This window comes from Streptomyces sp. NPDC005866, assembly GCF_040629895.1.
Taxonomy (GTDB): Bacteria; Actinomycetota; Actinomycetes; order Streptomycetales; family Streptomycetaceae; genus Streptomyces.
Map to the genome: position 1 here is coordinate 189581 of NZ_JBEXWP010000006.1, position 13763 is coordinate 203343.

11 protein-coding genes are annotated in these 13763 nt (G+C 71.2%); 3 read left to right on the forward strand and 8 right to left on the reverse strand.

Annotated features, from left to right (window positions below; all coding sequences use genetic code 11):
- The gene (locus ABZ396_RS11735; protein ID WP_358919833.1) at positions 1 to 3612 is read right to left on the reverse strand and encodes a S8 family serine peptidase; all 3612 of its coding nucleotides are present in this window, start codon (positions 3610 to 3612) and stop codon (positions 1 to 3) included.
- Positions 3613 to 4273: 661 nt separating this feature from the next.
- Here ABZ396_RS11735 and ABZ396_RS11740 point away from each other — a divergent pair.
- Complete coding sequence (locus ABZ396_RS11740; RefSeq protein WP_358919835.1) at positions 4274 to 5311, forward strand: rod shape-determining protein; 1038 nt, start codon at positions 4274 to 4276, stop codon at positions 5309 to 5311.
- 4 nt (positions 5312 to 5315) lie between these two features.
- On the opposite strand, the gene ABZ396_RS11745 is transcribed toward ABZ396_RS11740, so the two are convergent.
- The 4 genes from ABZ396_RS11745 to ABZ396_RS11760 form a co-directional block, all read right to left on the reverse strand.
- Positions 5316 to 6254 (reverse strand): sensor histidine kinase, encoded by a 939-nt coding sequence (locus ABZ396_RS11745; protein WP_358919837.1) that lies wholly within the window; start codon positions 6252 to 6254, stop codon positions 5316 to 5318.
- A 650-nt stretch (positions 6255 to 6904) separates the two neighbouring features.
- A complete protein-coding gene (locus tag ABZ396_RS11750) occupies positions 6905 to 7054 on the reverse strand; it encodes a hypothetical protein (protein WP_358919839.1) in 150 nt (49 codons plus the stop codon).
- Positions 7055 to 7140: 86 nt separating this feature from the next.
- Positions 7141 to 7533: a DUF2267 domain-containing protein gene (locus ABZ396_RS11755; protein WP_358919840.1), complete on the reverse strand. Its 393-nt coding sequence runs from the start codon at positions 7531 to 7533 to the stop codon at positions 7141 to 7143.
- A gap of 73 nt (positions 7534 to 7606) precedes the next feature.
- Positions 7607 to 9538 carry an MFS transporter gene (locus ABZ396_RS11760; protein ID WP_358919842.1) on the reverse strand — a complete coding sequence of 644 codons (1932 nt, stop codon included), beginning with the start codon at positions 9536 to 9538 and terminating at the stop codon, positions 7607 to 7609.
- An 88-nt stretch (positions 9539 to 9626) separates the two neighbouring features.
- Between ABZ396_RS11760 and ABZ396_RS11765 the strand changes: the two genes are divergently transcribed.
- Positions 9627 to 9866, forward strand: coding sequence for a hypothetical protein (locus tag ABZ396_RS11765; RefSeq protein WP_358919844.1), 240 nt, complete (start codon positions 9627 to 9629; stop codon positions 9864 to 9866).
- Positions 9867 to 9951: 85 nt separating this feature from the next.
- Here ABZ396_RS11765 and ABZ396_RS11770 read toward each other — a convergent pair whose 3' ends face one another.
- From ABZ396_RS11770 to ABZ396_RS11780, 3 genes are all read right to left on the reverse strand, one after another.
- Complete coding sequence (locus ABZ396_RS11770) at positions 9952 to 10434, reverse strand: general stress protein (protein WP_358919845.1); 483 nt, start codon at positions 10432 to 10434, stop codon at positions 9952 to 9954.
- 222 nt (positions 10435 to 10656) lie between these two features.
- Positions 10657 to 12624, reverse strand: coding sequence for an erythromycin esterase family protein (locus tag ABZ396_RS11775; RefSeq protein WP_358919847.1), 1968 nt, complete (start codon positions 12622 to 12624; stop codon positions 10657 to 10659).
- Between the two features lie 84 nt (positions 12625 to 12708).
- Positions 12709 to 13056: a hypothetical protein gene (locus ABZ396_RS11780; protein ID WP_358919849.1), complete on the reverse strand. Its 348-nt coding sequence runs from the start codon at positions 13054 to 13056 to the stop codon at positions 12709 to 12711.
- A 254-nt stretch (positions 13057 to 13310) separates the two neighbouring features.
- On the opposite strand from ABZ396_RS11780, the gene ABZ396_RS11785 reads away from it, so the two are divergent.
- Positions 13311 to 13760, forward strand: coding sequence for a DUF1931 family protein (locus tag ABZ396_RS11785; protein WP_358919851.1), 450 nt, complete (start codon positions 13311 to 13313; stop codon positions 13758 to 13760).
- The last annotated feature ends 3 nt before the right edge of the window (positions 13761 to 13763 follow it).

Here is a 13763-nt window from a genome sequence, read left to right on the forward strand (position 1 = left end):
TCACTTCACTCCCAGCGCCCGGACGATCTCCTGGGTGACCGAGCCGCCCCGGTCGTCGCTCGCCGAGGCGCGCAGGGAGACGTACGCGGCGTCGCGCGGCACCGCGAGCACACCGCGTACGGCGTGGGTGAGGGGGACGTTCCGCCAGGAGGCGCCGTCGTCGTACGACACCTCGAGACGGCCGCCGCCGAGGGTCCCGGTCCCGCTCGCCCCCGCCACGTACGAGGCGCTGATCCCTACCGGGACCCGGTGGCCGCCCCGGACGTCCCCCGCGAGGTCGGTGTCGACGTCGAAGGCGAGGTTGATCAGGGGGAGGTAGGTCCAGTGGTCGTCCGGGGTGGCCGCCGACCGGAAGGTCCACTCGGCGTGGCCCCGGGTCGCGAGCCGCCATCGGCCGGCGTCCAGGGTGGTGTCGGTGACCACCTTGTAGGTGTACTCGTCGGCGGGCGCGTCCCACACATACGCCGCGGAGCCGGTGCGCCGGTCGGCCAGTGCGCCGTCCTGGTAGACCGAGGTCCGCTGGGTCATCCCGCTGTCCTGGCTCCACACGTCGCCGAAGCCGGTGTGGTCGGGCCCGGAGTCGCCCCAGCCCGGGGTGTTGAACTGCATCTGGTGGCCGGCGCGTTGCTGGCCCCAGCCGAGCCCGGTGCCGAGCCATGGATGCCACACCGGGCGGAACCAGTTCAGCGTCGGCCGTGATCCGCCGGTGTACGTCACCAGTCCGCCGCGCTCCTCCAGGGCGCCGTCGGCGGCGGTCACCGACTCGTGCCAGAGCTGGCCGGGGCCGGTGGACACGTAGTCGGTGCGCTCGGCCGGGAAGTCGACCCGCTGCTGGAAGCCGAGGCCGATCGGGAAGGCGTCGGTGATCGAGTAGCGGAACTCGCCGCCGCCGACCGGCCGCGGGGCGTGGAAGCTCACGTCCAGGGCGGCGAGTTGGCGGCGGGTGGGCGCGTAGGTCAGGTCCCGGTCCGGTATCGCGCCCCGGTGGCCCTCCGAAAGGTCGTACACATAGGGCGAGTTGCGGGTCCCGGTCATGTCCACCCGGCCGGCCGCCCGCAGCCGGGCCGCGTCCGCCTCGTTCACCGTGGCTGTCTGGAGAGGCCGGTCGGCGTTGTCGTCGGTGCCCCACCAGGCCATCAGCCGGCCCGGCGCGTCATCGGTCACGAACAGTGCCTTGGCGCCCGCGTCCTGCGCGGCCTGGGCGAGGGCGGACGGATCGGCGCCGTCGGCGAGACGGGCGAGGACCGCCTTGCCGTAGACCGTGCCGGGGAAGGGTCCGTCGCCGACGTCGACCAGGGGCAGCCGTCTGCGCCCCTCGATCAGCGTCCCACCCGACTGCACGGTCGCCTCACCGATCCCCTTCACCTCCAGCAAGGGCTTCGCGAGCCGCCACACGGTCCGGTACTCGAAGGTGCCCTGGGTTGCCTTCGCGGTCGGCGCGGCGAAGACGCTGTCGTAGGTGAGCGGCACCTGGACCGCGCCGAAGAGGTCGGTGCCGTTCGCGTTCCGGTCGTACTCCATGAGGAGCTGATCGGTCTCGGTGCGCCGCTCGGCGACGGCCTTGATCTCTCTCAACCGTCGTCCGTCCAGGGTGATTTCGCGGTCCCGGTCCAGGGTGATCCCGGGGGCCGCGAGGAAGCCGAGGCCGAGGGAGTCGGCGCCGTGGCTGCCGCGTACGTCGAGGAAGGAGGTGAGGCTGTAGGTGCCGGGCTGGAGGCGGAGCCTGAGGGTGCCGGAGTCGCCGACCTGGGCGGGGAACGCGTCGGAGCCCTCGGCCAGGCGCTGGACGGTCAGGTCGGCGGCGGTGGCGGCGCCGTCCCGGTCCTTGACGTGCACAGTGAGGGTGTACCGCTCCTCCTCCTTGACCAGCCCGAAGGCGGTGTGCGCGAGCGGGGTCCCGGTTCCGGCGAGCGCAGCCACGATCTGCCCGCTGGTGTTTCCGACCGCCGCGTCGGCGCCGTCTCCGGTGACGGTGGTGGAGACGGCGCCGTGCGCGGGGACGGTGAGGGTGGAGTCGGCGAGGGTGACGACGCCGTCCGGGGCGCCCCGCGCCGTCAGACTCAACCGCACGTCCTCCTCGGACGTGTTGGTGTAGGTCAGCGTCCTCGTCACCGGCTTGTCCGCGTCGTACGGCCAGCTGTAGAAGCCGAGGTCGGCGCTGCCGGTCGCAGTGAGCTGCGCGCTCACCGCATCGGCGACATCGACCCGTCCCGCGCCCAGCACATAGGCGGAGGCGTCGAGTTGCTTCGACGTGGACATCAGGGCGTCCCTGAGCTGTGCGCCCGTCCAGTCGGGGTGCTCCTCGGCGAGCAGCGCGGCCGCCCCCGCGATGTGCGGGGTCGCCATCGACGTACCGCTCATGGTGGTGTAGTAGCCGCTGCCGGAGGTGAGCTGGGAGCGGGCGGCGAGGATGCCGACGCCGGGGGCGGAGAGGTCGGGCTTCAGGGCGTTGTCGCCGTACCGGGGGCCCGCGCTGGTGAAGTAGGCCGCCTGGTCGCTCGCGTCCACCGCGCCGACGGTGAGTGCAGCGTCGGCGGCGCCGGGCGAGCCGATGGAGGAGGCGGCGCCGGTGTTGCCCGCGGCGACGACGAACAGGGCGCCGGTCCCGGCGGACAGGGTGTTCACGGCCTGGGCCATCGGGTCGGTGCCGTCGCTGGGTTCGGTCGAGCCCAGGCTCATGGAGATCACCTTGGCGCGCACGTCCCGGGCGGCCCACTCCATGCCCGCGATGATCTGCGACTCGCTGCCCGATCCCCGGTCGCTGAGCACCTTGCCGACGGCCAGCGTGGCCCCGGGCGCGACGCCCCTCTCCTTGCCGTCTGAGGCGGCTCCGCTGCCGCCGACGGTGGAGGTGGTGTGGGTGCCGTGGCCGTTGCGGTCGGCGATGTCCTCGCCGTCGATGAAGCTCCTGGTGGCGCTGACCCGGCCGGCCAGGTCGGGATGGGTCAGGTCGGCACCGGTGTCGAGGACGGCGACGGTGACGCCCTTGCCGGTGTAGCCGGCGTCCCAGGCGGCGGCCGTACCGATCTGTGCGTTGCTGTCGGCCATGGTGGCCTTGACGCGTCCGTCGAGCCAGACCTTGCCGAGGCTCTTGTGCGCCGTGAAGGTCCGCCAGAAGGCGCGCCCCTTGCCGGCGTCGACTGCGGCCCCGCGCAGGCTGGGCAGGGCCCGGGTCCGCTCCGCGCCGCTCAGCGGGACGGCCTTGTTCGCATAGGTCACGATCAGCGGCAGAGCATCGCTCCTGGCGTCGGTGAGCCCCTGCCGGATCAGCCCGCTGATGTTGAACAGCCTTCGGTCCAGGGTGCCTTGGCGCAGATAGGGCAGGGCTTCGTCGGGTACGACGGTGATGTCGCCGTCGTCCACCTGGGTGCGGACGGCCCCCGTGGCGCCGGGCGGGCGCTGGACGGTGACCGTCTTCTTGCCCTGTCCCACGCCGGTGACGGTGACCTTGTCGCCGGTGACCAGGGTGACGGTGGTGACGGTGGTGACGCTGGTGGGCGAGCCAGTAGCTACGGCTGCCGTCGCTGTCGCTGTCGTCGGGAGCAGGCCGATCACGAGGCCCGCGGACAGGAGGGTCGCCCCACGCCCGCTGGTTCGTCGTCGTCTTCTCATCCACGCCTCTTCTCGTAGGGTGCGATCAGGTGCGTCGAGTGCTCCGAAGAGTGTCACGGTGCTTGTGTTGCACGGGTGTTGAGCGGTGCTGGCGGGAAGGCGCCCGGGCGGGTTTCCGCCACGGTCCTTCGAGGGCCCCTGGACGGAGTGCGGGCGGCGGTCCAGTCCGCGCCGCGGGTCTTCCGGGACGGCGCACTGCGGCCCGACTCGGTGGAGGCCCGGCACGCCCGGATCGAGTGCGGGGGCGCGATGTCCGAAGCGGGCTTCCTCGGGCAGCCGCCGGCGGGCGGGTTCAGCGGGGCGGCGGGTTCAGCGGGGCGGCGGGTTCAGCGGGGCAGCGGATTCCGCGGGGCGGCCCTGGCCCGGGTCCCCCGGCGACGTGACCTCGGCCCCCTCGAAGTGCCTGATGGTCGGCGCCACCGAAGCCGAGCGGAAGGCGGCCCGGCAGCCGACGTCCCCTTCTTCCACCTCGGCGGCGAACCCGGCCTCCGCCCCCTCCTCGAAGCCGCCCGCACCTTGTGGCCGGGAAACCCCCCGTTCAGCCGCGCCCCGCCCGGCCCCCTCCCGAAGGCGCGCCGTCCGAAACCCCCGGAGGATGCGAAGCAAGCCGCCAACCGGCGGTGTCACCCCGTACGGCCAGCGCACTCGGGAAGGATCTGCCGTGACCGTCAGTCTGGAGCAGTTGCGCCGCTGCCATTTCGCCGTCGATCTGGGGGCCGCCCGCACCCGGGTGTATGTGAAGGGCACGGGGCTGGTCGTCGACCAGCCTTCCGTGGCCGCCGTGAACACCCGTACCGGCGCCCTGATCGCCGTCGGTGAGTTCGCGGAGAAGATGACGGGCCGGACGCCCGACTACATCCGCGTCGTACGCCCCATCTCCGGCGGGACCGTCGTCGACATCGAGATGGCCCAGCGGATGCTGCGGCATCTGCTCGGGGACAAGATCCGCCGTTCCCTGCGCCGCAAGCCCCGCCTGCGCGCGGCGGCCTGCACCCCGCACGACGCCGACCCGCTGGCCCAGCGGGCGACCATCGAGACGCTGGTGGGGCTGGGGGCGAGAAGGGTGGAGCTGGTCGACACGCTGATCGCCGCCGCCGTGGGGTGCGGGATGCCGGTGGAGCGGCCCGAGGCGACCATGATCCTGGTCTGCGGGGCCGCCGCGACGCAGGTCGCGGTGCTCTCCCTCGGGTCGATCGTGTGCGCCGAGCGGATGCCCGTCGGCGGTGAGGCCGTGGACCACGCGATCGTGCAGCATCTGCGGCACGCGCACGAGCTGATGCTGCCGAGCCAGTCGGTACGGCCCCTGCAGCTCGCCCTGTCCGGCAACGGCCTCACCCCGCACGGCCCGGCCTCCACGGAGATCCACGGGCGGGACGTGGCCACCGGTCTCGCCCGCAGCGTGCAGGTCGACACCGCCGCGGTACGCGATGCCATCCAGACGCCGCTCACCGCGGTTCTGGACGGGATCGGCAAGGTGCTGCGGGACTGCCCGCCCGACCTGGTCGCCGATCTCGCCGACCGCGGGATCATGATGGTCGGCGGATCGGCGCTGCTCCCCGGTTTCGACCAGTTGCTGCGGGAGGCCACCGGTATGCCGGTGCACATCGCGGAGCGGCCGGACGTGTGCGTCGTCCAGGGGATCGGCGCGATGCTGGAGGGCCGGATCGAGCCACTGATGCTGGATCCGCTGGCCGCCTAGGCAGTCAACTTCCCAGCCGTAGCAGGCATCTGATCGTCGTCCCGGCCGTCCCCGTGTGCACACGCACCAGGTCCGCCACCAGGTTCACCAGCAGCAGCCCCCGGCCGCCCCGCTGGTCCCTGGTCGCGGGGCGGCGGCCCGCCAGGGGGTCGGCCAGGTGCCCCTTGTCCGCCACCTCGCACACCACGTACCCCCCCTCCCCCCACACCCACAGCGTGCCCGAACCGCCGCCGTGCACCACGCTGTTGGTGGTGAGCTCGGCGGTGATCAGGGCGAGGTCGTGCAGGCGGACGCCGTCGAGGCCGAGGCGGGCGGCCTCACCGGTGGCGGCGTGGCGTACGGCGGAGAGGGAGCCGGCGTCGAAGGCGAAGGCGACGGAGGGCGCGGGCGGCAGCGGCCGGTTGTAGTGGGCGAAGGCGGCCTCGGGGGCGTAGGCCACGCTGGTGCGCGGTTCGTCGGAGCCGGGTGTGCGGTACTCCGGGTGGGTGGCGTGGGCGTCGGCGACGGTACGGGCGTCCAGGCGGGAGGTGTCGTACGGGCACAGCACGGTGACCTTGCGGCCCCGGAACGCCGTGTTGACCAGGGCCTCGTGCTGGACGCAGGCCGGGTACTCGGCGGCCGTACGGCCGGGCCAGACCGATTCGACGACGACGCGGACCCGGCGGCCGGGCGGCTGGGCGTCGGCGAAGGCGTGCAGCACGCCGGGGAGGACCCGGCCGGGGTTGCGGCCGGCCTCCCGCATGTCGAGAAAGCGCACGGACCCGGCGTCGGTGCCCAGCGCGTCACGGATGAGCCGGAGGTTCTCGCCTGGCACGGCGACGGCGACCGGTTCGCCGGCCGCCAGCGCGTCCCGGACGAAGGGCACCGTCCCGGCCAGGTGGTCGTCCTCACCCCCGTAGAAGAGGGCGGAGTGGACGAAGGGCCCGGACGGTGCGCCGCTCATGACGACGGCACCTCGTACAGTGCCGGCTCCGGGTTGGTCACGGTGCCTCCTTGCTGCCGGTTCGTACGGCTGCCCCGTGAACGCCAACCGCAAACCGTGCCGCCCGCCACAGGTGGTACTCGCCGGAGCGGCCGGTGCGCGACCCCCGCGCGCCGGGCTCCGTACGGCGGTCCCCGGCGGCCTCTAGGGCCTGTTGGGAAGGTCCCGTCGTCCGCCCCGAGGGCGGGCCCGCGGCGTCCGGTGCGTGCTCTGGGGGTCCCCCCGGCCGGAGGCTGGAGGGTGCCGGGTGCAAGCCCTCGCACTGGACGTAGTTGGGTTTGTGCCCGGTGCGGCGAGAGTGCGTGCCGGGCGTCGCGGGGCAGGCGGGACTTTCGCAACAGACCCTAGTACGGCAGGATCCGCCCGGAAGGCGTCCTGCGGTCGATCTCCTGTCCCCGGGGAGCGGGCCGACGAACAACGCGCACGCGGATCCGACCGTCCATGACGCCCTCCTCTTGCCGAGCCCTGACCGGGCCTGCCGTCCGGTAGGAGGGCCATGCCCCGCGACCGGCACCTCCAAGCCTCATGAGCGCCGCGAGTTGAGACCACCACCGGTGAGAGGGCAGCCGGCCAGGGCACCGGCCGGGCAACCGCACCGCACTTCGAGACGATCACTCGAAGAACCGAGCGAGCACGCCTTCCTCGAAGGGTTCCGGCGAGACGCTCAACTCCCCGGAAAACGGCCTGTCCAGCGTGAAGCAGAGCGGCAGACTCACGCCGATCAGGGCCACGCCATCGGCTCGCGTCGCGTCCCAGACCATGTACAGATCACCGATGGCTTCGAGACCGCCCTGGGCTTACCGAGTCTGCTTCCCCCGGCCCTTACCCGTTGGCCTTGGCCGGGAGGTCATTCCGCGAGGTCGGCTTTGCCGAACAGGGCCGCGTAGCCGGAGGGGAGTTGGCTGATGATCTGGTTCAGTTCGCCACCGGTCACAGCGTCGGCGATGGTGGTCAGGACCGCGCCGGCGTCCCGTTCCGCGCTGCCCGGCCCGTTACCGGTGCGCTGGGCGACCCGGCGGTAGAACTCATGGATCCCGAAGCTCTCGGCCTGCTGCGGCGCGGCGTCGGCCAGGTGCCGCCCGAGCGGGCCGGGCAACTGTGATGCGAGGTCCTTGACTTCTCCGGGACTGATCCGCTGGGCCAGTATGTCCAGGACGTCTCTGGTGACTTTCGCGGCCTCGTCCTGGCTGCTGTAACCGCCCCTGTCGCGAACGCGGGCGAGGAATTCGTCGTACTTCATGGCTACCTCGATTGGTGTCGGTCGCGTGGCTGGTGGTCGGACAAGCCGATCTGGTGTGGCATCTGTGCCCCGATCACCGCTGTTCACGGTGGCCGAGGGTGTCGCTGCCGGACCGGTCGGGTCCGTCCGCCGGCGCGTACAGGCCGTTCGGGAGGCGTCGGACACGGGACTCCCTGACTGCTTCACGCAGGGCACGGCGGAAGCGGCCGGGGCCCCAGGACCGGCCGTCGACGGCCCGTTCGAGTTGCTCGCGGCTGGTGGGGCCGGTCTGTCGGAGGGCGTGGGTGACCTGTTCGATCTCGCTGTCCAGGTGGTGTTCGGCCATGGCGGACGTGCGGCTCGCGGTGCCTGCGGTGCCGACCATTCCCGGCGAGTAGAAGGTGCTGCCCGATCCGGTGCCCGGGCGGTAGCGGCGGGCCCCGGCTTGCTCCCGCTCCCGGCGGCGCGCGGTGCGCTCGGCGACCCGCAGTTCCCGCTCGCGCGCTGCCTGCCGGACGTGAGCCGGCCGGAGACGGTCTCGCATGTCCTGGGGTGCGGGCTCGCCGCGCCAGGCTGCCTCGGCCTCCTCCTCGGTAAGCGGCCGGGCGATGTTCTCCAGGGACTGCTGTTCGGCCCTGACGCCGAAGAGGACCTCGGCGACTCCGCCCAGCGCCATGGCTGCCGCTCCGATGAGGAAGCCGACCGCCACCAGGGTGGCATCGCCGCTGTGGATGAAGTGGCCGAACAGCAGCGGGCCGGTGATTCCGCCCACGGCCGTACCGACCGCGAAGAACAGCGAGATGGACAGGGCCCGCGTCTCCATGGGGAAGACCTCGCTCACCGTCAGGTACGCCGAGCTCGCTCCCGCGGAGGCCACGAAGAACGTCAGCGACACCAGCAGGAAGAACGACCATACGGTCAGGGAGCCGTTGATCAGCAGGACGGCGAGGACGACCGCCAGGAGGGCCGATCCGAAGTAGGTGCCCGAGATCATCGGTTTCCTGCCGACAGTGTCGAACAGGCGGCCGAGGAGGAGTGGTCCGAGGAAGTTGGCGACCGCGAAGAGGGTCAGGAAGTACGGGACCGAGCCGGAGCCGACGCCGAAGAAACCGCTCAGGATCGTACCCAGGTCGAAGACGACCGCGTTGTACAGGAAGGCCTGCCCGATGAAGAGAGCCAGACCGAGGACGGTGCGCCGCGGGTACCGCCGCAGGGTCACTCGGGCGATCTCCGTGAACGGGATGACGTCGCGCTGCCTGACGGTGACGGCCTCGTCCGGTTCCGGCAGCGGGAGGCCGGTCTCCTGGCGGACCTCGGCCTCGATCCGGTCGACGATGCGTTCGGCCTCCGCCTCGCGCCCGTGGATGAACAGCCAGCGCGGGCTCTCCGGCACATGGCGGCGGACCAGCATGATGCCCAGGCCCAGAATGCCGCCGAGGCCGAAGGCGAGCCGCCAGCCGAGGTCGGCCGCCAGCAGACTCTTGTCGAGCAGCAGCACGGCGGCCAGGCTGCCGAGCGCCGCACCGACCCAGTAGCTGCCGTTGATGGCCAGGTCCACCCGCCCGCGGTTGCGGGCCGGAATCAGCTCGTCGATGGCCGAGTTGATCGCGGCGTACTCTCCGCCGATGCCCATGCCGGTGAAGAAGCGGGCGAGGTAGAGGTACCAGGCGTCCTGGGCGAACGCGGTCGCGACGGTGGCGAGGATGTAGATGCCCAGCGTGAGCATGAACAGTTTCTTGCGCCCGTAGCGGTCGGTGAGTCTTCCGAAGAGCAGAGCGCCGAAGCACGCACCTGCCACGTAGATGGCGGCGGCGGTTCCTATGTCGGCGCTGGTGAGATGGATGCCGCTGTCCGGCTCGGTCATACGGGAGGCGACGGCGCCGACGATCGTCACTTCGAGTCCGTCCAGAATCCAGACGGTTCCCAGGCCGACGACGACCCGCCAGTGGAACCGGGACCACGGCAGCCGGTCGAGCCGGGCAGGGACCTTGGTGGTGACGACCTTGGGTTCGGCGGCGGTGGTCATGCCATGCCTCCTCGTCCGCGACATGGGCTGTTGCCCGACGAGGGACAGAACAGGCCGAACCGCCCAGGTCCCCCTAGGGTGGTCTTCTGTGCTGCGCTGCGACCTTCTTGGACACCGTTTTCGCTTCCTGACCGAGGGCGAGACGATGCTCTGGCGCTGCGCCCGCGGGTGCGGAGCGGAAGGGAGCAAGCGTTATCCGACGGCCGAGGACGCCAAGCGTTACGCCCGGGCATTCGACCGTGAGGACCGGGCGGAACTGGGCCGGCGAGCACCGCTGGGTCTGCTCCCCCTGCGACTGCTGCGCGCCTGGCGTCTGCGCCGCCGGTAGGCAGCCGCGCGACGTCGTTCATGGCTCTCACCTCGGGGTATCGAGCCCGGCCGGGCCGGCCGCGGTCCCGGGCCGGCGTCCGCCGTCACCCTTCGGCGGCGGGGCCGGTCGCCGGGGCCTCCAGCCGTTCCAGCAGCCCGGCAGCCTGGTCGGCCACATCGGCGTCGACCACGACCTCGTACCGGGTGGGCTGTACGGCCTGGACGGAGCTGAAGTCGCGGCGGCCGCGCTGCATGGCGTACACGATCAGTCCGGTGAGCGCACCGACCACGGCGCCGAACACGAGCCCGTAGAGGGCCAGGAGCAGGGCCGACACCACCGGGTCGAGCCAGTTCAGGAGTCCGAAGAGCCAACCGATCAGAACGCCCGGGAGCGCCCCCGACGCGGCTCCGCTCAGCGCGGCCTTGCCGTAGGTGAGGCGGCCGACCACTTGCTCGACGAATTGCAGGTCCTGCCCGATAATGGCCACCCGCTCGACGGGGAAACCCTGGTCGGTCAGGTAGTCCACCGCGCGTTCCGCCTCGGCGTACGTGCGGTAGGAGGCAATGTTTCGACGGTGCGCGTCCATGTTCGTCCTCTCCGGACGACGCCGAGCCCCGTCCGTCTCACGATGACGACTCCAGAGTCGCGGCGCGGAGGGGCAGCAGCCTGGCCCTGCGGTGTCCAAATCTGCACCGGCTCTCGCCCTGACAGTGCAAAACGTCCACATCGCGGGCAGGAACTCGTCCGCGCCGCCCGGTCCGGGGTGCGCCCCGAACCGCGGGACTTCCTGGCCACCGTCCCCCTGGTTTCACAGGCCCACCGGGTACGTTTCGGGAACCTCGCCCTCCTCCCACCTCGCCGTGCGCTCCAGCGGCTCGACGGCCCGGGTCTCGTCGATGTGGACGACCGCGTCGAACTGGTCGGACACCCGCGCCCGGAAGTAGTGGCTCTGCCGTTCGGTGTCCGGACGGTAGATGACCCCGATCGCCCGCTCCAGACGCGCCGAGCGCAGGACCTCGGCGGCGCGCGGGGCGTGCGCGAACAGGAGCAGGAACTCCTTCGCGCCCACCTGGTGGAACAGTTCCTCGACGCTGTCGGCGAGCGCCGGGCGGACCCGCTTGCGTTCGGCGGGGCCTCCCCAGTCGTCGGCCGCCGTGACCGTGCCGGTGTAGGTGGTGAAGCCGAGCAGACGGCAGTCGTCCGGGTGCGCCTCGCGGACGAGCTGGCCGACGTTGAACTCCCCGCGCACCGCCGACTCGGTGGCCCGGGCGTCCCCGAGGTGCGAATTGTGCTCCCACACGACGATCTTCGCCGGCTCGCCCCGCTGCCGGCCGAGGTGGCCGGCGAGTTCGTCGAGGGTCTCCACCATGTGCCGGTCGCGCAGGTTCCAGGAGGAGACCTGCCCGCCGAACATCGTCCGGTAGTACTCCGCCGCGTTCTTCACCGCGCGGGCGTTCTGCTCGGCGTAGAACTGCTCGTCCTCCGCGAGGAGTCCGTCCCGGCGGGCGTACTCCACCGCGTGCCGCTGCAGATCGACGAGTTGCTCGACGACCTCCTTCTCGCATGTCTCGCCGGCGCCGAAGGCCGCCTCGAAGCCCCAGGTCTGGGCGTCGTCCTCGCCGCCGTAGTGGTCGAAGCAGGCGTAGCGTTCACGGGCCCGGGCAGCGGCGGCGGGGTCGACTCGTTCCAGGTAGGAGATCACCTCGTCGACGGACCGGTAGAGGCTGTACAGGTCCAGTCCGTAGAACCCCGCCTTCGCCTGCGGGCCGCCGTCCAGATGGTCGTTACGCTCGCGCAGCCAGCCGACGAAGTCGAGGACGTCGGTGTTGCGCCACATCCAGGTGGGGAAGCGTTCGAAGCCGCGCATCGCCTCCTCGGCCACGGTGTCGGTGCCGTGCCCGCGCACGAATCGGTTCACGCGGTACGCGTCCGGCCAGTCCGCCTCGGCGGCGACCGCGCAGAACCCCCTCTCCGCGATGAGGCGCCGGGTCATCGCCGCCCGGGCGGCGTAGAACTCGTGGGTGCCGTGGGAAGCCTCCCCGATCAGCACGAAGCGCGCGTCGCCCACCAGGTCGAACAGCGCGTCGTCGCTGGGCACTCCGTCCTCGACGGGCATCGCCTCGGCGCGGATGACGGCGACGTCCGAGGGGCCCGCGGCGGCCGGCGCGGTGGCCCGGCGGGCCGCCCGCAGCAGGTCGCGGACCTCCTCGTCCGTGGTCTGGGTGAAGTCCCAGTAGGACTCGCCGACGGCGAGGAACGGGGACGGCGTCGTGGCGCAGACGACCTCGTCCACCCGGGACTTCAGCTCCCGGCAGGTGGACTCGGGTGCGGCGGGGACGGCCACCACGACGCGCTCGGGCCGCTGGCCCCGCAGCGCCTCCACGGCGGCGCGCATGCTCGCACCGGTGGCGAGGCCGTCGTCCACCAGGATGACCGTTCTGCCCGTCAGATCCGGGGACGGCCGTCCCTCCCGGTAGGCCTGTTCCCGCCGCATCATCTCGCGGCTCTCGCGCTCGGCGACGCTCCGGAGCACCTCGGTGGAGATGTTCAGGCCTCGGACGACATCCTCGTTGAGAACCAGCAGACCACCGTCGGCGATCGCCCCCATGGCCACTTCATCACGGCCCGGCACCCCGAGCTTTCGTACGAGGAACACGTCGAGCGGGGCGCCGAGGTGCACGGCGACCTCGTAGGCCACGGGCACGCCGCCGCGCGGCAGACCCAGGACGATCACTCCCGGGACGTCCCGGTAGTGCTCGAGCAGACGGGCCAGCACCCGTCCCGCATCCCTCCGGTCCCGAAACATTCGATCCGGCATGGTGCAGCCTCGCCTCCTACGCGCCGGACGATCCCGTATTTCTCACGCGAGTTTGTCCAGCATTCCATGCAAATGCGCCACGGCGAGTTCTATGTCGGTGTACTTGTTCTGACCGGCGCGTGACTCCGCGGAAAGGATTCCGCAGCGGTGCACTTTCTCGAAGTCGCCGTAGGGGAACTTGTACCGGCCTTTGTTGTCCGCGTCCTGTTCGTCGTCCACGCCGAGGTACCACTTCTGGTATTCGGCGAGGCCGTGCTCCTCCAGAAAGCGGTTCTCCTCCTTCGCGGAGGGCCGGTGCTCGCTCCAGGCGTCCCGGTCGTCGAGGACCACCTGATGCTCATTGACCAGCTTCTTCGCATGATCGAAAGCCTGCTTGTTCAGCTTCACCATGACGAGGTCGACACCTCCCGCGTCGTGCCGTACCGCGGGTCCCCTGAATTCCCCTTCGGGTGCGATTCTACGCGACCGAAAGCCGCCACCCGTGGCCTTGAAGCCCAATTCCGCCGAATACCCGCAGTTTTGTCCTGGCAGGTGAAATGCGAGCCGCCGTATTCGTCCTGGCATGCGCAGGCGGCCCATGGCGCCCCCTGCGACCCTTGAGCGGGTGATCACCCGTCGATGAGTCGATGAGGAGGCGATGAGGCATGACCGTCATGGGGGTGTCCGCATTCGAACGATTCTTCCGCGCGGCCGCGAGCCTCGACGTGGACAAGAACGACCTGAAGCGTTACAGCGACTTCGTGGACGACAAGCTCTACGATCTCCTGATCGTCGCGCAGGCCGCGGCCAAGGCCAACGACCGGGACATCATCGAGCCGTGGGACTTGCCGATCACCAAGGGCCTTCAGGAGAGCATCCACCGGTTCCGGCGGCTGGACCAGGAGGTCGAACTCAAGCCCATCCTCGAGCAGCTGGCCAAGCACCCCCCGCTCGACCGGGCGCCGACCGAGGAGACCGAGGCGCGATACCCGGAGATCCTCGGTGGGTTGAGCGTGGCTCTGGCCGAGGCGTTCAAGATCGTCTTCCCGGACCTCAAGAACCCTCAGACCCAGCACTGGGAGACCGTCACGAAGATCTTCCACCTCCTGCTGTAGCTC